Consider the following 18,703-nt stretch of genomic DNA (forward strand, 5'->3'; position numbering starts at 1 on the left):
CACCCATTATTTTATAAAGAATGATCTATTATTAAACAAAAACACCCCCGGCTGAAACGCCGTGTCTTACGGCCTAAGGCCAAAGGCTATAGCGGCTTGCTTCGCTATCTGCTCCGCCATCCCCATGACTTGGTATAGGGACGTCACTTGAAGAGTCCAATACGGTTTCGGTCCATGGACATTCACAACCGCTGCCACGCTGTAATCTCCCACTGCCGGAAGCCTCCCGCCGACGGACTGGGCAGGCGTCAGTGGACCCTCGCATGTAAAGAAATATCCGACTGACGAGGCTTGTCCCAAGCATGCATCAATGGCAATAATCGCCTTATCCTCAGGCAAACCTTGAAGCCTTGACTCAAGATTAAAAGCGTCGCACGGATCAGGCAGCGTCCCGATCACATGCGGAAAACCGTATTCCATGAGCCGGCTTCCTGTAAGCGGTCCGAGTGCATCTCCTGTTGAACGGTCGGTGCCTATACATAAAAATACAATGCTGTCCAGCGAATGCCGCTGCGAAATCGACCGAAAAAAATCCGTCAGTTCATGCCCCGACATTTTAGCTTTTACAGCCTGTACGCCTGGCGTCTTGCCGGCTTGTTCGCTCATGACGGCCCTCCTCCTTGATTACATCGCTTGAAACCTTGTCCCGCAGCCTAAAAAACCTTTTTTTCCTGATTTTAACCTATCTCTGTCTCCGATGGCAAAAACATTGGTCGAGCCACACGGTAACATGGTACAATACAGGGACGAAAATCGTAAATCCGCCTATGAGAGGATGGTGTTAATCCATGGATTTGAGTGAAAAATCCCAAGCCAATGTCGAGTATATGATTGAACAGATTAAAACCAAGCTTCGGATGGCTACAGGAGCTGCTATGCAAGCCTCCGCCTTCTCGGTTAACCAATATGATGACATTTATGATTTGTACGACATGGTCATAAATAAGCAAAACCTTAGTATATCGGAAGTGGAAGCTGTTGTCTCGGAGCTCGGGCAGTTGCGCGGGAACCAGTAGAACATCATTGCCCGAAAAGCTTGAAAAGATCAAAAAGAAGAGCCCTTGTATAGCTAAAAGCCCCCGGAACTTCGCTAATTTAAGCAAAGTTCCGGGGGCTTTCTGTCCTTCTCTACGGCATATCAATCATCACCACTTCTGAGTTCCCCTCACTTGAGTTCCCTCGGAATGTCAGCTCATGACGGCGCTGTATCCTGGCCGCGTCACCCGCTGTAATATCAAACATGCCGTCTTCCGATGATATTTCGACTTGACCGCTAATCACATACAAATGCATTCTCCGACCTTCGGCCAGGCTGTACGTCAGTTCTTGTCCTGTCTCCAGTATGGTACTGTACATTACAACATCCAGCGACTCGGGCAAGCTGCGTTCCCCGTGACCCGGCCCCATAATCGGAAGCACCTGGTTCAATTGCTGTTCTTTTGTAAAATCGCCTTGATGATGACTGGTCTCAAGGTTCGGCTCCGGAGGTAGAAACCACATTTCCAGATAGCGTACGTCCTCGGAAGATGAGGCATTCTTCTCTGCATGGTACACGCCGGAGCCTGTATTCACGACATGAATCGAACCCGGCGTCAGCTCCATTTCTTTCCCTGTATCATCTTCATACGTTAACGTGCCTTCCAGCACCAAATGGACAATGACCAAGTCATGATGAAATCTTCGATCAAAACCTTCCATCGGTTTAAGCACATATTCATTATGTGCAAGCAAGCTTCCAAAATGCTCGTTATGTGGGTCTGTATAATCACCAAAGGAAAAGCTGAATTCACTATGAATCCCGTCTTTATGGGTCGTATGTCGTTCCGCTGCCGTCATGATTTTAATCATGGCCGGTCACCTCCGCCGTTTTTACTAATCAATACCCCGGCGGTTTCCGGTCTAATCAGACATGCTTACGTATGAGTCAGCCTAAATGCGGTTTCCACCCTGCCTACTTTAAGGCCTTCATCGTTGTATAAGTCCTTGGGATACGCGGCTTTCAGGCGATCGATGGTTGTTTTGTTGTTATACCCGATTTGCTCCAATATGGACTCCGCTACCCAGCCCCATTCTTCTTCAGAGCCATCTGCAATCTTGAACGAAATGCCTAGGCGCTCCTTCTTCAGACCCAAGCAGTACACACCTTTAAAGCCTCCCTTGGCCACAATATTATCATCTTCCAAAAGAAGGGTGTCCACCTTGTGATTTCCCGCCACCATATAGGGAGATGCATGCATGGCCTCCGTAATTCGGATGACCGCCCTTTGTGTTGGCTCATGCTCAATAAGTTCCGGGGATGCGAGCTTCATATAGGCTGTAGCCAGAGCACGAAGCGGCATGGCAAATACCGGTAGGCCGCAACCATCGGTTCCCAACCGGATATCAGAGGGAGCCAGTCCGGCCAAATCGGAAACCGTCTGAAGGATCTCCTGCTGCAGCGGATGTTCCGGCTGATCATATCCCGTCAGCGGATATCCTGCCATCTGGCAATAGGCCAGCATGCCATAATGCTTGCCGGAGCAATTATGGTACCATTTACGCTTGTCTCTCCGCTCTCGCAGAAGAGCTTCTTTATTTTCCTCATCCAGCGGCCAGCTGGACGCGCAAACCATGTGATCTTCGCTAATATTCACCTTGCGGGCAAAGCCTTCCAGCACTTCTATGTGAGCCGGCTCCGCCCGATGCGAGGCCGTCATGATCGCGATTTCCTTATCCGTCAGTCCATAATGGTCAGCAAGCCCGCCGCGGATGGAGGGGATCGCCTGCATCGGCTTGGCCGAAGAGCGCGTAAATGCGACATATTCCGGATCTCCCGTGTAAGCCTGAACGCTTCCTTGTTCATTAACAATACATATATGTCCATTGTGGACGCACTCTAATATGTCCGCCCGATATTCATTCACTAATACAGTGTCCATGTTGAATAACTCCTTCTATAACCGTCTGTGACCGTATTCCCGCCTTAGAAACCTCTTCATGTGTGGTACCTATATTCCTCGCTTATTCGAGGATTATTGCAAATCTGTATTCAGTATAGTACAAAAATCTGCAAATAACAGCAGGCTAAATTCCGCAGGGGAAGGACACTCCATTTTATCTCCCGTTTCACGCTGTCCTGTTTCACGATGTGCCCTTAGGTTTAATTACGAGATAAGCAAGCCCACTCGAAAAACATTGCTCTTTAAAAAGGAGGCGATCGTATGTGGGGAATCATCATCAGCATCGTAATGGCAATCATCATCGGGATTATCGGGGATGCACTGGTTGGTCATGAAATGCCGGGCGGAATTATCGGATCCATGATCGCTGGTTTCGTGGGCGCATGGCTTGGACCATGGCTCTTCGGAGCATGGGGACCTGTCATTGGCGGATTTGCCATTGTGCCCGCTATCATCGGTACAGCTATCTTCGTATTCTTGCTCGGTCTTGTTGCCAAGCTATTTAGACGTACAGCCTGATTCTCGTGTCTATATTCTTTTTATATTAACTAAAAGGAGTGAAAGTTATGAATCACACAGAACAAGAACATCCAGTACAAAGCGGTTCCACATTCTTCAAAGGTGCTTTTATCGGTGCCTTGGTCGGAGCGGCAGCAGCTCTGTTGTTCGCTCCAAAGCCAGGCCGCGAACTGCGCGGGGATTTGTCCGAGAAACTGAGCATGGTTACGGATAAAACCAAGGAAGTTGCTTATACCGTAGGCGATAAAGCTTCTGAACTGGCCAAAACCGTGGGCACCAAAGCCTCCGATGTGATGGCCACCGTGAATGAAGGCCGCCAAAGCATTATGTCCAGCGTCAAGGAAGCATCGGCGGACGTGTCCAGCGAGGTTTCTAATGCTTCCAAAGACGTAAAGGATCAAGCGATGGACACTTCTTCCGATGTCAGCCGTGAAATAAAATCGACAACGAATGTTTAATTCGTGAGGTCACGAATAGCCAGCTGACACAGCTGGCTATTTTTGTGCCAGATCGTGACAGTCAGCCTATAAGCATCATATGGATTGATAATTGAAATGAAACGGCGCATTTGCCTAGAAAGCGGGGATAACTCATGAGTAAAGCGAACCCATATCATAGCGGCTCCAGCTTCTCGACCCGGAGCGGCAATCGTTCGACACGACGCGAGGAGCCACGAAGGGAATCCGAAACAAGTAAAGAAACGCGCTCCCGGGAGACGGATGATGTCCAGGAACATCCCTTCGAACTGCGGCACGAGGTAAAGAAACTGAACACGCGTCTGGACAAAATTGCCACCACGCTGGAGAAATCCGAAATGAGGGACATGATCGATCATTACATGAATCCCAAGAAACGCATCATCGCCAACCTCACAGCCGGACTATCCCGGGGGCTAGGCTTAACGCTTGGCACGGCACTCGTGCTGGGTCTTCTGGGTTACATTCTCAGCTTCTTTGTCAACGTACCGATGATCGGGGATTTCATCTCGGATTTGCAAGGATATATTGATCAATCCAGATCCTAGTGTTAACGCATGAACACGCCCGGTGCCTTTAGGGGTCACCGGGCGTTGTGATCATTCTTGCTGCCATTCATGCATATCCTTCGTGTCTTAAAGGTTTTTGTTGCTGGACTTCACTTGAAGCAGGTCGCCCGTCCATCCCTTCGCACGCATCCAAAGATACATCCCCCCGGTCCACAGCAGGGTGAAGCCGCTGATTGCCGTAAATCCCCAGAACGTCTTAATGGCGGGCAAATTCTCAAAGTTCATACCCCATATGGCTCCGACCACGGTTGCCGGTGTGAGCACGACCGTAAAAATCGTCAGGGTCTTCATAATTTCATTCCCACGGAACGCAGAGATTGCATCGTCTATCGATACCAGCGTATCGATTTCGCGCTCATAATGATGAATCAGCTTTTCCATTCGTTCCACTCGATGAAGGAGCTGTTGAAACGAGCGGCTGCTATCCAGCTCGCCATGATACCCTTCCTTTGCTGCGGCGATCAGCTCCTGAAAAGGAATAAACAGATTACTCCACTCCAACAGCTCAAACCGGGACGACAGAATACTGTCCATTAAGGACCTTCGGTTACGCGTACGCATATCGCTTTCAACAAGACGCAGGTTATGCTCGAATTGGTCCATTCCCGCATGGTAATAATGCAGAATGGCCCGAGCCAGCACAAACATGCCGTCGACAGGCTTTTGGCATTGATGAAGCATGGAAGCTCTATCGGACTTAGCCATCACGCTTCGGGTATGCTCATCCAAATTGATGGTGATCAGCACTTGGTGGTCTGTATAAAAATAGAACTGTTCCGACTTGTAATGATCGGCATCATCCGTAACCTTGTAAAGCATGGTTCCCATAATGACCGGCTCCACCCCATCCTTGAATCGGACGGATAAGTAGTTTCGTTCCTTTAACGTCGATGCCAGATCAAACCATTCGGCTGTATAAGGATAGCGCGTCCGAAGTTCACCGATCCAGGAGGATTGCCAGTCATCCGTTCGAACGTCGTACCACTTCCATCCCCCTGCAATAGTATAAATATCCTGACCTTCCATCCTATCCGGCCCCAGCATGTTTCCCTGCCACTCCCTTCTATAAATACGAATCGTAGGTTCCAAAAAGGCACGCTTTCCTGTAATGGAGGAAGCGTGCCTTATGTTGCTATACGTCTGTTTCTACGAGGCTTGTCCATATCAGTAAGAAGAATTGGACATGATCTGCTTCAGTTTTTCCGTTGCCCGCTTCTGGATACGCGAGACACTCATTTGCGACACGCCTAACCTCTGAGCGATCGCTCTCTGGGACTGTCCCTCCTGAAATGCCAGCAATAGCACCTTCTGCTCTTGCTCCTTCAACTGGCTCATCGCCTGCTGAAGATCCATGCGCTTCTCAACGGAATCAAAATCATTTACATCCGAACTGATTAGCTCTCCAAGCGTCGCTCCGGTTTCTTCCTGAGATAAAGGGGAATCCAATGATACATAATGATAGCATTCACGTCCGGCTAGCACTTCAACCGTTTCCTCAACGGAAAGATCCAGGTAGGATGCGATCTCATTTACATCGGGAGATCTCTCCAGCTTCACCATCAATTCATCAATCGCTTGCTGAACCAAGGCACCCTTCTCCTTGATTCGTCTTGGTACTTGAATGTACCATGATTTATCGCGGAGGAAGTTTTTCATATGCCCGATCATGCTCTTCATGGCATAGGGCTCAAACGGAATCCCCAGGCTGATGTCATATTGCTGGAGAAGGCGAATTAATGCCATTTGACCAACCTGATACAAATCCTCATACAGGTCGGGCCGATTTCGGGCAATCTTGCCTGCCGCCATTTTAACCATCGGTTCATATTTCTTAATCAGCACCGTCGCGATATCGTTATCCTTCGTTTGCTGATACTGTTCAATTAAATGAACGGCTTCATCTCTGGACTCTTGGGGAGTCACCTTATCACTCATACCGGCTCCTCGCTTCTTGCGAGCCGCTTTGTCAGCGTAACCTCGGTTCCCTTTCCAGCCTGGTTTGTCACGCTTACCTCATCCATAAGCGCCTCCATCAGGTAGAAGCCTAGTCCTCCGATTTGGACCTCGCTGAGATCTTTATCATGAAGTGTACGGTTGCCAACCGCTCCCACACTGTCGAAACTCTCCCCTTCGTCTCTGACCGTAATGGATAGCGAATCGCTGGTCACTTGAAATAAAACCTCTACCATTCCGCCTTCCTGACTATAAGCATACAAGACCGAGTTATTACAGGCCTCGGACACCGCGACCTTCATATCTTCGATCTCTTCATAGGAAAAGCCCATCTTGGAAGCTATCCCGTACAGATTCAGTCTTACAATATCCACATATTCAGCACTGGCAGGCAAATTAAGCGTTACTCTTTGTACATCTGAATTCATTCTTTTCGATCCTTTCCTATTGGGAATTCTTCTTACGACTGAAAGAACTTCGCAATACCCGTCATATCGAACAGCTTTTGAATTTGCGGCGGAACTTCCTCGACTGCAAAGCGTGCTTCCATGCCATGTCTTGCTTTCAGTATCGACAGAAGAATACCAATACCCGTGCTATCAATATATGTCATGTCCTTCATGTTGACGATCAAGTCTACTTCGGAATTGCCGACAAGAGGCTCCATGACTAACCGAAAATCCGGAGCGACGGACAGATCAAGTTCACCGCTCAAAAATACCGTGCATACGCCCTCGTTCATTTGGGTCTTAGCATTGAACTTATCATTCGTTTTTGTATTCATAGACACTCTCTCCCAATCATTTGTTTTCCCTTTACATAACCCGTTATCTCGCTTGTTGAAACAGGTTAAGAGGGTTGTAGACACGCTAATATATGGAAACCGATTGCTGCGCTAACCGTTGATGATGCGAACAGGGCTTGGGCTGATATCCCATCCTTCCGGTCCTACCGGTACATACCGGGATATCAGATGCTTCACACAGCTGATTTTGACCGGCTTGCTGATATATTCATTCATGCCCGCGTCAAAGCAGCGCTTCTGAATCCCGTCCATCACATTAGCCGTCATCGCAACCAGAACGGGAGGCTCAGCCTCCGGTTTCATCTGGCGGATCAGACGCGCTGCTTCCAGACCATCCATAACCGGCATCTGCAAATCCATGAAGATCATGTCGTAGACTTTAGGACCGGCAACCATATCAACCGCCTGCCTGCCGTCCTCCGCCATATCCGCTTTCATCCCCATCTTTCCCAGCATGCTTTCCATCAGTTTTCGATTAATTGGATGATCGTCCACAATCAGGATGTTTGGTTGCCTCTCCCCATGCACACGATATCTTGCCGAACGCTCCTCTTCCCGGAGTCGATGATACTCTTCCTCATGCGTATGAACGCAGATCGTAAATACGAAGGTGGCTCCCTTGCCTTCTATGGACTCAACCGCGATCTCTCCGCCCATCATCTGTACGAGCGATTTACAGATCGCAAGCCCAAGTCCTGTTCCACCATAGCGCCTTGTCATCGAGGAATCCAATTGAGAGAACGGCTTGAATAACCGATCAAGTTTCTTGGATGAGATTCCGATCCCCGTATCCTTCACTGTGAATTCAAGGGTTAACCGGTTCTCTTCAGCTTGGGCAAGCGAAACAACCAAATACACGCCGCCCTCATTCGTAAACTTCACGGCATTGGATACCAGATTCACCAACACTTGACGAAGGCGTCCCATATCCCCGAATATGATCGCAGGAATCTGATCCTCGATGTAATACGTAAGCTCCAGATTCTTCTTGGAGGCTTCTCCAGAGAACAAACCAAACACTTCCTGAACGCAGGACTTGAGATCGAACGGATATTCCTCGAGCTCCATTTTGCCTGATTCCATCTTGGAAAAATCCAGAATGTCATTAATGATGTTAACCAAGGCATCCGCGCTGTTGCGGATAATCGTTGCGTATTCCCGCTGTTCATCCTGGAGGTCGCTGTCCATCAGCAAATCAATCATCCCGATGACGCCATTCATCGGCGTGCGGATCTCGTGACTCATCATCGCCAGAAATTCCGTTTTTGCTTTGGCGGCAATCTCCGCTTCTTCCTTGGCCAGCACAAGTTCCTGATTAATCTTTTCAAGCTCCTGGGTCTTCTGGTGCAACTGCATGGACTGAATTTTCAGCCTGTTATTGGTCCGGTACATATCGACAAAACCCTCGATCTTGGACTTTAAGATTTGAGGGATAAAGGGTTTAACCATATAGTCGATCGCCCCCGCGGAGTATCCTGCAAAAAGATGCTCCGCATCCTTGCTGTTCGCGGAAATGAATATAATCGGAATATCCTTTGTCTTGTCTCTCGCCTTGATCAGCCTTGCTGTTTCGATACCGTCCATGCCGGGCATTTGTACATCAAGAACAATCACGGCAAAATCATACTTCAAGAGATATCGCAAAGCCTCTTCCCCTGAAGTAGCTTTGATGAGCGTGTATTGTTCGCTGTCCAGAACAGCTTCGAGTGCAAGTAAGTTTTCAGGGCGGTCATCTACCAACAGAATATGAATCGGTTCGTGAAACCCCATGAGATCCTCCTACAAAACTTCTATTTAATCTTCCGGTATATTTTCTCCACCCGGTCCAGCGTCTCATAAGCTTCACTATAATTCGTAAAGTGAATGGACTCTTTAGAACCCAGTACGAGAATACCAAAATGGCTTAGACTCTCGTGAAATAATCCATGTACGTGATCCCGCAGCTGATCATTAAAATAAATCATGACATTCCGGCAAAAGATCACATTAAACTCGTTAAAGGAACGGTCTGTTGCCAAATTATGCTCGGCAAATATTATGTTTTTCTTCAAAAATGGTTGGAAAATAACCGAATTGTACTTCGCTGTATAGTATTCGGAGAACGAGCGGGTACCGCCCGCCTCCATATAATTCTTGGTGTATTGCTTCATGCGTTTGATGTCGAATACGCCTTCCTTGGCCTGCTGGAGAGAACGTGAATTCATGTCTGTCGCATAAATCCGGGATTTCTCATACAGTCCCTCTTCATGAAGCAAAATAGCCATGGAATACACTTCTTCTCCAGTCGAACAGCCGGCATGCCAAATCCGTATATAAGGATACGTACGAAGCAATGGAACTACCGACTGCCTGAATGTCAGGAATAGTTTCGGGTCCCTGAACATTTCCGTAACCGGAATTGATAGATTATATATGAGCCGTTCAAAACAAGAACGGTCGTGAAGTACTTTATCCTGAAGGGCTGAGATTGTGGATACGCCCTCGGCATGAACATGATGCCAGATTCTCCGCCTCAATGAGGGAATAGCGTAATTGCGAAAGTCGTAACCATAGAATCGATGAATTCCTTCCAAAAGAAGCTCAATCTCGATCTGTTCCAGCTCACGTTCGCTTTCCTCTGTTAACAACAGTTGTTCTGATTCCATATGGTCACTAGATGACATTACGCTTGCACCGCTTTCCCCGTGTTTATTTGCTACTTGTACTTTACCCACAAAAGCAGCTTACGAATACAACCAAACCCTCATAAGCGAAAGAAGTTGCTCCGTTTGTATCGGCTTCTTCATATAATCGGAGGCTCCCGCTTCAATACATTTCGCGCGATCCTCTTTCATGGCTTTGGCTGTCAGGGCAATAATCGGCAGTTTCTCGAATTCCGGCATTTCGCGTAAACGTCGCATCGCTTCATAACCGTCCATCTCCGGCATCATCATATCCATTAACACCAGATCATAATCCGGATGTTCCTGAAGCAGCTCGATTGCTTCCCGACCGTTCTCAGCGAAGGTAACTTCCATATGGTATCCCTCCAGCACGCTGGAGAGAGCAAACACGTTGCGGATATCATCGTCCACCAGCAGAATCTTCTTACCTTCAAACAGCTCTTCCTTGTTGTGCAGTTTCTGCAGGATTTTACGCTTATCTTCCGGCAAATCAGCCTCGACCCGATGGAGGAACAGTGTTGTTTCATCCAAAAGCCGCTCTGGCGATTTTACGTCTTTAATGATGATCGACTCCGCATATTTGCGTAACTGCATCTCTTCCTTCGAATCAAGGTCCTTGCCTGTATAAATAATAATCGGCAGATCCACCAGGTTCTCATCGTCGCGGATCTGATCTAGCAGCTCAAAACCTGTCATGTCCGTCAGCATCAGATCAAGCACCATACAATCATAGTGCTGTTTGTGCAGCTCAGTGAGCGCTTCGGCGCCTGTGGATGCCGCCGTAATCGATACATCGTCATGACCAATCAATTCAATAATGGAATTCCGCTGAATGTCATCATCCTCGACAATCAGCAGATGCTTCATCGATTTTTCCGTATAGGATTCGATATGCGTAAACGCGCCCTCCAACGCTTCTCTGGATGACGGCTTCTTCAAGTAAGCGATCGCTCCCATCATTAATCCTTGTTTCACTTCATCCACGACCGAAATGACATGCACTGGAATGTGGCGCGTAACCGCAGAGCTCTTCAGCTCGCCCATGACAGACCAGCCATCAATAACCGGAAGCTGGATATCCAGGATGATGGCATCCGGTTTGTACGACTTGGCCATCTCCAGACCGATATCCCCCTGCAATGCAACCAACGCCTTAAAGCCGCGTCCTCTGGCCATATCCATAAGAATTCTGGCAAACTTCACGTCATCCTCAATGATAAGCAGCACTTTATCTGTCGGTCCAAGCTGGTTGCGATCGTCATCCACCTGTACGGATGGCTGAGCCTCTTTCGTAATCATCTTTGCCTTCGGCACGATCAGATTACGCTCCGGTGGTGCCTCAATTGCTGCGGCTGCTTGCTGTGTACCTTCTACCAAATCCGGAGGATTAGCTGGCAGGAAGAGTGTGAAGCAGCTTCCCTTGCCTTCTTCCGATTCAACCAGAATGCCTCCGCCCAGTAGACGGGAAAGCTCGCGGCTGATGGATAAACCAAGCCCGGTTCCCCCGTATTTACGGCTGGTTGTGCCGTCTACCTGCTGGAAGGCTTCAAAGATTAGGTCCGTTTTATCAGCCGGGATACCGATACCGGTATCTCTGACAGCAAAGGCCACATAATCCGCTTCGGCATTCAAGTAAAGCGGAAGTTTCTCCTTGTCGGCCTTCTCCATATGCAGCTCGACAGAGCCGCTATTGGTAAATTTGAAGGCGTTCGACAACAAATTACGAAGAATTTGCTTCACACGATGACTGTCCGTGACAATGCTCTGCGGAATATCTGCACCAATGTGCACACCCAGGTCAATATGCTTGCGGGATGCAACGGCGGCAAAATTCTGCTCCACGAAGGCTTCAATATCCGGAAGCTGAACATCCTCATAATTGATCTCCATTTTCCCTGCATCCACTTTGGACAAATCGAGAATCTCATCAATCATTTTCAGCAGATCGGAGCCCGACATATAAATAGTCTGTGCATATTCAATCTGCTTATTGCTCAGATTTCCATCCTTATTCTCCGACAACAGCTGTGATAATATCAGCAGGCTGTTAAGCGGGGTCCGTAGTTCGTGGGACATATTGGCCATGAACTCCGACTTATATTTGGTTGTAATCGAAAGCTGCTTCGCTTGCTGCTCAAGCTGCATTCTCGCCTTCTCGATTTCATCGTTCTTCTCTTCCACTTCCTGCACCTGTTCCTCAAGCGCACGCGTCTTGGCAACAAGCTCGGTATTGTAATGCTCCAACTCTTCCTGCTGGCGCTGCAGCAAGTCCTCGGAACGCTTGAGAGCATTGGTTTGCTCCTCCAGATTTTCGTTCGTACGGCGAAGCTCTTCTTGCTGGGTCTGCAGCTCTTCCGATTGAACCTGAAGTTCCTCGGTCATGGCCTGCGATTCGCGCAGCAGTTGCTCCACCCGCAGACGGCCTGTAATATTGTTCAGAATGATGCCAAGAGATTGACTCAGCTGAGATATCAGCTGCTGCTGTAGTGAGGTTGTTTCCTCAAAGGCTGCCAACTCCATAACACCCATCACTTCATTTTCAAACAGAATCGGATAGATCATGACGGATACCGGCTTCGATGATCCCCATGCCGATTCCACCTTCATGTAATCTTCCGGGGCGCTTTTCAGTACGATCGGTTTCTTGTCGAATGCAACTTGACCAACAAGCCCTTCCCCGATCATGAAAGAAATCTTCGGTTCTTCGCCGCCTTCATGAGCGTAGGAGCCCTTCATCTCCAACTTATTCGGATGTTTGTCTTCTTGACGGATATAGATAGCTCCATAATGCGCACCCAAAATTGGCGTGAACTCACTGATGAACCGCTGACCGACTTCCTCTAAGGAATTAATCCCCTCCAGCAGCTCCGTGACTCTGGCCATATTCGAGTTCAGCCAAGACTGATCACGCTGCGCCTGGAGATAGGTTTCCTCGATACGCTGCTTCTCAATAATGTCTTCCGACAGGTCTTTAAATACCCGAGCCACATCGCCAAACTCATCCTTGGACGTAACTTTAATACGACGGATCGCCTTCAATCTGCCTTCGCCAAAGCTCTTCAGCATCATGGAGACCACGTTGATGCCCCGGGTAATGCTTGGAAGAATCCATAGAATGACCAGCATTCCGATTAACAATCCGCCAGCCATGATATAGATGAACATTTGGACAGAGCGGTCATATGCCGCTTTTGCTGCTGTTATTTCATCATTGATCTTCTGGTTCTCATAACTGCTAAGCTCGTTCAAACTCGTCAGCATCTCTTCCTGGACAGCTTGTCCAGTCGAGCTGCGTAGCAGATTGGCCTCTGTTGCATTGCTCTTTGCCAATAGTTCCAATGTCTTGTTTTGATAAACGATATATTGATTCACCGCACGATCAATCCGGACTAACAATTGCTGCTCTTCGGCGGTATTTGCACTTTCCTTGATCGCTTTAAAATACGCCTGAGTTTGTGTTGTCATCGTTTCCAGTTCCTGTTCGGACACAGCGTACGTGGACTGGTCATTACTCAGTATCATATTCGTAAGCTCACGCGCCATATCGTTGACCTCTCCGCGCATTGCGCTGGAGTTTCGTACCTTTTGATAGCGCTCCTGATAGACCTGATCCATCTGGTCTTTCATATAAGTGATTCGGTCATAACCAATCAAGGTCAGAACCAGCATGAGCGCCAGTAAAGTCGTAAAACCAATGACTAACTTGCTCCTAAGCTTCATTGATTGGTTTCCTCTCCTTTTTTAAGAGATATCCAAACCAGGCATTTATCGTCCTCTCGCTCCTGGGATGGATCATCCACAAAATATTGCTCCTTCATTTCATCTTCTCGCCAATGATGAGGGCCGCCCAAATGTTCCTTCAAATAATCCAGCTTCTCGTCATGACCACCCTCTACCAGCTCAAGCAGGCCATCCGTATACATAACCAAGTGTCCTTCGCCTTCATACTGAAAGCTTCTAGGCTCCATGTCTTCGATCCGGTCGAATAACCCCACTGGGCAGCAGCCTTGATCCAAGGTCATCACATCCCCGCTTTCCTGAAAGAAAAGAGCCGGTGGATGGCCTGCGTTGACATAGTCCACCCGCTTCAAACGGGTGTCTACAACAAGATAGATCGCTGTAAAATAGTACTGTATCAGCTGTTCGCCGAGGTTTAACTGATTGAACCTGCGGTTCAATTCCTGAACCACCTTCTCCGGTTCGACATAAGTTGTCACCGTGTCCTTCAAAACCGAAGCGATGAACATGCAAAATAGGGACGAAGTAATCCCGTGTCCCATCATATCCAGCAGAATCACGCCATAACGGCCTTCGCCAAGCGGGTACCATGCATACAAATCCCCCGCCAGCTCCGCTGAGGGCTGGTATAAAGCATGAATCTCAAGCTGATCATCTTCAATTGGTGAGCTCAAAACGGCATTCTGAACCATGGCCGCAAGCTTCAATTCAGCTTGGACCCGCTGTTCCCTCTCAATATGCCAGTCTTTCTCATGCTTCAACCGGAGCGCCAGACGAATCCGTGCCATAAGCTCCACCTTGTTGATCGGCTTCGTCACATAATCGACGGCTCCGGCATCCAGCGCTTCCGCCAGCTTCTTGGAATCCCCGACGGCAGTGACCATAATGATCGGTATATCTTTCAAATGCTCATATTGCTGTACAATACGGCAAGCTTCAATTCCATCCATCTCGGGCATCATCATATCGAGCAGAATCAAATCGATATCCGCTCTCCGGGGATGCAGCTCACGGCTGCGATCGCCAATCCCCAGATGTTCCAGCATTTCCAGGGCTGAAGATGCAGATAAAGTATTCTGATAGTTTTCCTTTTTTAAGATTTCTCGAATAATAATGACGTTAGTCGGATTGTCATCTACGATTAATATTCTCATTGCCCTCTCCCTTAACGTTACGGATTATACGATAGAAATCCTTTTCCTACTATTATACTATAATAACCTTCTGATCAATTGCCATAGAAAAAGGCTCTGTATCTTGAATATTCCACCTTTATAAGGTTTATGGAACATTCTTTTAAAACATAGATAAGGAATGAGACGTCCAAGGTCTCATTCCTTATCTATGTTTTAAGTCCTATAACGCATACCGTCGATGTTATGTCATTAATCTTTTTTAGCGATGACGAGTACTTTGCCTAGATCCAGCTGTTTCTCATAGAATCCAGCCTCGGCCTCCGTGAAGCCAAGCGATACGATTTTGGCGCGGAGCTCATCGCCGCGGGATCGGAATAAATTCGCAAAGGCATCAAACACGCCTTCTTCCTTGATGCCTACGTTGTTGGCATCGGATGCATCCACGATCCGGCTTGTCTTGTCCGAATCATGAGCCAATACATAAATCCGATCCTGATCGTAACCGGACTGGCGCAGGTTCTGAACCTCCTGAACCGCTTGCGTACCGTTCTCAACGACTTTGGCATATGACTTCGTATTGGTAAATTCCATTGTGAAAACCTCCCCTAATAGTGTAAAACCTCAGTAGGTTGTAGTCCATTTGTTATTAACCTGATTTCTTAAGGTTGAAACAAATTTACTGGCTATAATCGAAAAACAAATCAATTCCTGTAATTTCACCAGAGTTCCGGTCAATAAACACCTTAAGTGCATGATGGTCCTCAAGGTACACATCCCCGTCCTCCGCTTTAAAATACGGCTTACCCAGAGATGCCCGAATTTGATTGGTTGTCATACCTATACGCTGGTCTTCAACCTGAAAGGATGCGGCAGAGGGCTTCACATGAACATATTCCGTGTAGCCGTTGCGAACCCCAACCTCCAAATCTTTGTAATCCAGCTTGGTCATTCCGGTCAGCTCCTCATGCTCAATTTGAGCCGGTGCTCCCAGCTTGCGAATGACATCGCGCTTGTTATCCGTTAACGAAATCCCGTTTAAAGTTCGATAGCTCTCCGTAGAGTTGTCGCTGGTCTGTGCTTGTCCAACATCCGATGCGGCATGAATAATAGGCGGTGGCGACATCCCGGCAGAAGGCTGCGGCTCTGCCACAGCACCTCCACCTCCGGAGTAAATCAAGAGCCCTACCATCAACAGTGCGACATTCCACATGCGACCTCCTCCTTTCTTCAGCTTGCAGAGCTATACCCGGGCTTGGCTTTTTTACATTTATCTGGCTTTTTGACGACGAAAGCTGTTCCACAGACCAACCGCTGTATCCACGTAGGCTAACCAATTCCGGCCGCGTGACTTTTCTTCTTCTTCCGTATGCTGGTACACCGCATCATAGGACTGGAATGTACGATCCTGAGCCGTCAAAGGCACTTCCGTACGGGCAGGATGCTCTTTCTTTTGTTCCATCCGGGATTGCTTAAAGCGGCTAACCATGCCGGAGGATACCTGCTTCACCGCATAGGTGACTTCGCTTAAAGCTTCTCCCAGATTCTTGACGGTATCCAGTACCGGATCGATCTGTCTCATCTTATGCTGAACATCCACCGTAATATCGTTCGTATTTCGAATGGTCTGCTTCACTTCATAAGTCAATTCGTCCACCGTCTTTTGGACATCCTGGAGTGTTTCTGTTACCTTTTCGAGCGATTGTGTCGCAGCCTTTAATGTCTTGATTAAAAAGAAAACCAGAACGGCAAATGCCACAGCAATAATGGCAACACTGATTTGGGTTAGCATACGTTGTCCCTCACTTTCAAGTATGTTGGTTTCGGATACGCAATAGTTACCCTATCCCCCAGCTCACGAAACAAAGGGACGATTGCCATTCCTGCCATTGTTCTGCAGCTTGTTTCATCCTCTGCCGCCCCGGTTAAAGAACACTACGAAGGGCGCTGTGGCAACAGCCGATAGCTCCCTACCGAGCTTCAAATTGGGTATATGCCGCTTCTTGAAGCCTCATGAGACTGCTTGCTATATCCAATAAAATCGATAAAGAAAGCAGGGTGAATAGGATGTTAAAATGGTCCGTAATTTTTCTAGTTGTTGCACTGATTGCAGGGATCTTTGGCTTCTTCGGCATCGTTGAGGCTGCAGCCAGTATCGCGAAGGTGCTGTTCTTCATCTTCGTTGTCCTGTTTGTGATCTCTCTCTTCACCGGACGCAGACGAAGTATGTGACGCTGTCGCATACTAAAGCCCATGCATTGAATATACACATTTGGAAATGAAAAAAAGGGTGTCCTCCGTTTGATAAACGGATTGGACACCCTTTTTATGCGTTATGCGCTGAGCAAAATCGGATCGGGTTACACGTTCGTTCCTGCAACCTCCTGATTTCCTGAAATCTTTGGCTCTTCCGCCGGTCTCGTCTTCTTAATAAAGAAAGCCAAGATCAAGGAAGCGACGCTGATCCATGTGGCAATAACAAAGGCATAATTAATGCCGTAAATGGTTGCTTCGTTACCCAGCTTGAGCAGGTCGGCCTGATTCTTCGGATCAAATAGTCCCGATTGCATCAGGGCTTCCCCTTTGCTCTCGGCCTGGGTGGACATTACGGTAACAAGAATCGCCGTTCCGATCGAGCCGGAAACCATGCGGAGTGTATTCGACATGGCCGTACCGTGGGCGTTCAAGCTCCGCGGCAGTTGATTTAGTCCGGCCGTCTGGATCGGCATCATAAGCATCGACATCCCGAACATGCGGGCCGTATAGATGATCATGATGTGGTTGTAAGACATTGTTTCGGTCAAATTACTAAACTCCCACGTCGTAATGACCGTAATCGCCAGACCGATAACAGCCAGCCATCTTGCGCCAACCTTATCGAAGATCGCGCCCGTAATCGGTGACATGATCCCCATCAGAATAGCGCCGGGAAGCATGAGAAGTCCTGATTCCACCGGCGTGAATCCACGGATCTGCTGCAGATAAATGGGCAGAAGGATCATGCCGGCATACATTGCCATCGTGACAATGACATTGATTAGGGTCGTTAACGTAAACATGTTGTATTTGAATATCCGGAATTCCAGCATCGGATTGTCGGTCTTCATCTCCCGCCATACAAACAGGATGAGGGCGATCGCCCCGACCGCTAGGGTCGTAACAACCGGCGTGCTGGACCAACCGTCATTCCCGGCATCACTGAAGCCGTACAGCAAACCGCCAAAGCCCAAGGTGGACAAAATGATCGCGATCATATCCAGCTTCGGCCGGCTGACCTCGGTAACGTTTTTCAGGAAGAAAACTCCGATTAATGTAGCAATGATCGAGAAAGGCAGAATCATGTAGAACAGCACACGCCAATCATAGTGCTCCACAATATATCCGGAAAGCGTAGGTCCGATTGCAGGAGCAAATATCATGGCGATCCCCATCATCCCCATCGCCTTGCCGCGATTCTCAACAGGGAAAATATTCAGAAATACAACGGTCATAAGCGGCATCAAAATACCTGCACCCGCAGCCTGAACGAGGCGTCCGGTAAGCAGGAACGCAAAATTGGGGCTGATGGCACACAGCAAGGTGCCAATCGTAAACAGCGTCATCGCACTGATGAACAGCTGCCTTGTCGAGAAACGCGCGATCAGATAAGCGGTAACGGGGATCAAGACCCCGTTCACCAGCATAAAGCCTGTGGTCAGCCACTGGGCTACTGTCGGTTTGATGCTCAAATTTTCCATGATGCTCGGCAGAGCAACATTCATCAATGTCTGGTTAAGAATGGCGACGAAAGCGCCAATCATAAGTGCAGCAATGATTGGGCCTTTCTTAACAGGCTCGCCGGGGCGAACAACGGTATGGGTACTCATGTGCAGCCTTCACTCTCTTTCTAAGTAAAATCATATATATAG

At 48.2% G+C, this 18,703-nt stretch carries 20 protein-coding genes; 5 read left to right on the forward strand and 15 right to left on the reverse strand.

The window, feature by feature from the left end; genetic code table 11:
• Positions 1–66: 66 nt before the first annotated feature.
• A complete protein-coding gene (gene yyaC, locus ACOZB4_RS22560; protein ID WP_339268069.1) occupies positions 67–606 on the reverse strand; it encodes a spore protease YyaC in 540 nt (179 codons plus the stop codon).
• A 182-nt stretch (positions 607–788) separates the two neighbouring features.
• Between yyaC and ACOZB4_RS22565 the strand changes: the two genes are divergently transcribed.
• Positions 789–1,016 (forward strand): DUF1128 domain-containing protein, encoded by a 228-nt coding sequence (locus tag ACOZB4_RS22565; RefSeq protein WP_339268070.1) that lies wholly within the window; start codon positions 789–791, stop codon positions 1,014–1,016.
• Positions 1,017–1,128: 112 nt separating this feature from the next.
• Here the strand turns inward: ACOZB4_RS22565 and ACOZB4_RS22570 are convergent, their stop codons facing one another.
• The gene (locus tag ACOZB4_RS22570) at positions 1,129–1,848 is read right to left on the reverse strand and encodes a pirin family protein (protein WP_339268072.1); all 720 of its coding nucleotides are present in this window, start codon (positions 1,846–1,848) and stop codon (positions 1,129–1,131) included.
• A 65-nt stretch (positions 1,849–1,913) separates the two neighbouring features.
• A complete protein-coding gene (locus tag ACOZB4_RS22575) occupies positions 1,914–2,918 on the reverse strand; it encodes an asparaginase (RefSeq protein ID WP_379406706.1) in 1,005 nt (334 codons plus the stop codon).
• A gap of 282 nt (positions 2,919–3,200) precedes the next feature.
• Here ACOZB4_RS22575 and ACOZB4_RS22580 point away from each other — a divergent pair, with 282 nt between their 5' ends.
• From ACOZB4_RS22580 to ACOZB4_RS22590, 3 genes are all read left to right on the forward strand, one after another.
• Positions 3,201–3,458 (forward strand): GlsB/YeaQ/YmgE family stress response membrane protein, encoded by a 258-nt coding sequence (locus ACOZB4_RS22580; protein WP_006212694.1) that lies wholly within the window; start codon positions 3,201–3,203, stop codon positions 3,456–3,458.
• Positions 3,459–3,505: 47 nt separating this feature from the next.
• On the forward strand, positions 3,506–3,916 hold the full coding sequence (locus tag ACOZB4_RS22585) for a YtxH domain-containing protein (protein ID WP_076325431.1): 411 nt from the start codon (positions 3,506–3,508) through the stop codon (positions 3,914–3,916).
• 134 nt (positions 3,917–4,050) lie between these two features.
• Complete coding sequence (locus tag ACOZB4_RS22590) at positions 4,051–4,482, forward strand: DUF5665 domain-containing protein (protein ID WP_379406705.1); 432 nt, start codon at positions 4,051–4,053, stop codon at positions 4,480–4,482.
• Between the two features lie 87 nt (positions 4,483–4,569).
• Here ACOZB4_RS22590 and ACOZB4_RS22595 read toward each other — a convergent pair whose 3' ends face one another.
• The 11 genes from ACOZB4_RS22595 to ACOZB4_RS22645 all read right to left on the reverse strand — a co-directional run bounded on the left by ACOZB4_RS22595 (position 4,570) and on the right by ACOZB4_RS22645 (position 16,587).
• Complete coding sequence (locus ACOZB4_RS22595) at positions 4,570–5,547, reverse strand: magnesium transporter CorA family protein (protein ID WP_379406704.1); 978 nt, start codon at positions 5,545–5,547, stop codon at positions 4,570–4,572.
• Between the two features lie 120 nt (positions 5,548–5,667).
• Positions 5,668–6,438 (reverse strand): sigma-70 family RNA polymerase sigma factor, encoded by a 771-nt coding sequence (locus ACOZB4_RS22600; protein ID WP_213647760.1) that lies wholly within the window; start codon positions 6,436–6,438, stop codon positions 5,668–5,670.
• Positions 6,435–6,884 (reverse strand): anti-sigma B factor RsbW, encoded by a 450-nt coding sequence (rsbW, locus tag ACOZB4_RS22605; RefSeq protein ID WP_076325428.1) that lies wholly within the window; start codon positions 6,882–6,884, stop codon positions 6,435–6,437. Before rsbW ends, ACOZB4_RS22600 begins: the two co-directional genes overlap by 4 nt.
• Before the next feature lie 32 nt (positions 6,885–6,916).
• Positions 6,917–7,240, reverse strand: a complete 324-nt coding sequence (locus ACOZB4_RS22610; protein WP_009594079.1) for an STAS domain-containing protein — start codon at positions 7,238–7,240, stop codon at positions 6,917–6,919.
• A 111-nt stretch (positions 7,241–7,351) separates the two neighbouring features.
• Positions 7,352–9,031: a response regulator gene (locus tag ACOZB4_RS22615; protein ID WP_379406703.1), complete on the reverse strand. Its 1,680-nt coding sequence runs from the start codon at positions 9,029–9,031 to the stop codon at positions 7,352–7,354.
• 20 nt (positions 9,032–9,051) lie between these two features.
• Positions 9,052–9,906 carry a CheR family methyltransferase gene (locus ACOZB4_RS22620; protein ID WP_379406702.1) on the reverse strand — a complete coding sequence of 285 codons (855 nt, stop codon included), beginning with the start codon at positions 9,904–9,906 and terminating at the stop codon, positions 9,052–9,054.
• Positions 9,907–9,984: 78 nt separating this feature from the next.
• Complete coding sequence (locus ACOZB4_RS22625; protein ID WP_379406701.1) at positions 9,985–13,644, reverse strand: response regulator; 3,660 nt, start codon at positions 13,642–13,644, stop codon at positions 9,985–9,987.
• Complete coding sequence (locus ACOZB4_RS22630) at positions 13,641–14,816, reverse strand: PP2C family protein-serine/threonine phosphatase (RefSeq protein ID WP_076325424.1); 1,176 nt, start codon at positions 14,814–14,816, stop codon at positions 13,641–13,643. Before ACOZB4_RS22630 ends, ACOZB4_RS22625 begins: the two co-directional genes overlap by 4 nt.
• A gap of 231 nt (positions 14,817–15,047) precedes the next feature.
• Complete coding sequence (locus tag ACOZB4_RS22635) at positions 15,048–15,389, reverse strand: general stress protein (RefSeq protein ID WP_194544592.1); 342 nt, start codon at positions 15,387–15,389, stop codon at positions 15,048–15,050.
• A gap of 85 nt (positions 15,390–15,474) precedes the next feature.
• The gene (locus tag ACOZB4_RS22640) at positions 15,475–16,008 is read right to left on the reverse strand and encodes a hypothetical protein (RefSeq protein ID WP_339268085.1); all 534 of its coding nucleotides are present in this window, start codon (positions 16,006–16,008) and stop codon (positions 15,475–15,477) included.
• 57 nt (positions 16,009–16,065) lie between these two features.
• Positions 16,066–16,587: a DUF948 domain-containing protein gene (locus ACOZB4_RS22645; RefSeq protein WP_379406700.1), complete on the reverse strand. Its 522-nt coding sequence runs from the start codon at positions 16,585–16,587 to the stop codon at positions 16,066–16,068.
• Positions 16,588–16,862: 275 nt separating this feature from the next.
• Here ACOZB4_RS22645 and ACOZB4_RS22650 point away from each other — a divergent pair, with 275 nt between their 5' ends.
• The gene (locus ACOZB4_RS22650; RefSeq protein ID WP_006212708.1) at positions 16,863–17,027 is read left to right on the forward strand and encodes a DUF1328 domain-containing protein; all 165 of its coding nucleotides are present in this window, start codon (positions 16,863–16,865) and stop codon (positions 17,025–17,027) included.
• A 128-nt stretch (positions 17,028–17,155) separates the two neighbouring features.
• On the opposite strand, the gene ACOZB4_RS22655 is transcribed toward ACOZB4_RS22650, so the two are convergent.
• Positions 17,156–18,661 (reverse strand): DHA2 family efflux MFS transporter permease subunit, encoded by a 1,506-nt coding sequence (locus ACOZB4_RS22655; protein ID WP_379406699.1) that lies wholly within the window; start codon positions 18,659–18,661, stop codon positions 17,156–17,158.
• Positions 18,662–18,703 lie beyond the last annotated feature (42 nt).

Origin of the sequence: Paenibacillus sp. NPDC058898 (assembly GCF_049316025.1) — a bacterium.
In the GTDB taxonomy this organism is placed as follows: domain Bacteria; phylum Bacillota; class Bacilli; order Paenibacillales; family Paenibacillaceae; genus Paenibacillus_AQ.

What these genes read in the sequence shown, in the direction of transcription:
- ACOZB4_RS22585 (WP_076325431.1), top strand. Translation starts at nt 3,506, where the DNA reads ATGAATCACACAGAACAAGAACATCCAGTACAAAGCGGTTCCACATTC.
- ACOZB4_RS22590 (WP_379406705.1), top strand. Translation starts at nt 4,051, where the DNA reads ATGAGTAAAGCGAACCCATATCATAGCGGCTCCAGCTTCTCGACCCGG.
- ACOZB4_RS22655 (WP_379406699.1), bottom strand. Translation starts at nt 18,661, where the DNA reads ATGAGTACCCATACCGTTGTTCGCCCCGGCGAGCCTGTTAAGAAAGGC.
- ACOZB4_RS22645 (WP_379406700.1), bottom strand. Translation starts at nt 16,587, where the DNA reads ATGCTAACCCAAATCAGTGTTGCCATTATTGCTGTGGCATTTGCCGTT.
- ACOZB4_RS22570 (WP_339268072.1), bottom strand. Translation starts at nt 1,848, where the DNA reads ATGATTAAAATCATGACGGCAGCGGAACGACATACGACCCATAAAGAC.
- ACOZB4_RS22580 (WP_006212694.1), top strand. Translation starts at nt 3,201, where the DNA reads ATGTGGGGAATCATCATCAGCATCGTAATGGCAATCATCATCGGGATT.
- ACOZB4_RS22610 (WP_009594079.1), bottom strand. Translation starts at nt 7,240, where the DNA reads ATGAATACAAAAACGAATGATAAGTTCAATGCTAAGACCCAAATGAAC.
- ACOZB4_RS22565 (WP_339268070.1), top strand. Translation starts at nt 789, where the DNA reads ATGGATTTGAGTGAAAAATCCCAAGCCAATGTCGAGTATATGATTGAA.
- yyaC (WP_339268069.1), bottom strand. Translation starts at nt 606, where the DNA reads ATGAGCGAACAAGCCGGCAAGACGCCAGGCGTACAGGCTGTAAAAGCT.
- ACOZB4_RS22640 (WP_339268085.1), bottom strand. Translation starts at nt 16,008, where the DNA reads ATGTGGAATGTCGCACTGTTGATGGTAGGGCTCTTGATTTACTCCGGA.
- rsbW (WP_076325428.1), bottom strand. Translation starts at nt 6,884, where the DNA reads ATGAATTCAGATGTACAAAGAGTAACGCTTAATTTGCCTGCCAGTGCT.
- ACOZB4_RS22620 (WP_379406702.1), bottom strand. Translation starts at nt 9,906, where the DNA reads ATGGAATCAGAACAACTGTTGTTAACAGAGGAAAGCGAACGTGAGCTG.
- ACOZB4_RS22595 (WP_379406704.1), bottom strand. Translation starts at nt 5,547, where the DNA reads ATGCTGGGGCCGGATAGGATGGAAGGTCAGGATATTTATACTATTGCA.
- ACOZB4_RS22575 (WP_379406706.1), bottom strand. Translation starts at nt 2,918, where the DNA reads ATGGACACTGTATTAGTGAATGAATATCGGGCGGACATATTAGAGTGC.
- ACOZB4_RS22630 (WP_076325424.1), bottom strand. Translation starts at nt 14,816, where the DNA reads ATGAGAATATTAATCGTAGATGACAATCCGACTAACGTCATTATTATT.
- ACOZB4_RS22650 (WP_006212708.1), top strand. Translation starts at nt 16,863, where the DNA reads ATGTTAAAATGGTCCGTAATTTTTCTAGTTGTTGCACTGATTGCAGGG.
- ACOZB4_RS22635 (WP_194544592.1), bottom strand. Translation starts at nt 15,389, where the DNA reads ATGGAATTTACCAATACGAAGTCATATGCCAAAGTCGTTGAGAACGGT.
- ACOZB4_RS22615 (WP_379406703.1), bottom strand. Translation starts at nt 9,031, where the DNA reads ATGGGGTTTCACGAACCGATTCATATTCTGTTGGTAGATGACCGCCCT.
- ACOZB4_RS22625 (WP_379406701.1), bottom strand. Translation starts at nt 13,644, where the DNA reads ATGAAGCTTAGGAGCAAGTTAGTCATTGGTTTTACGACTTTACTGGCG.
- ACOZB4_RS22600 (WP_213647760.1), bottom strand. Translation starts at nt 6,438, where the DNA reads ATGAGTGATAAGGTGACTCCCCAAGAGTCCAGAGATGAAGCCGTTCAT.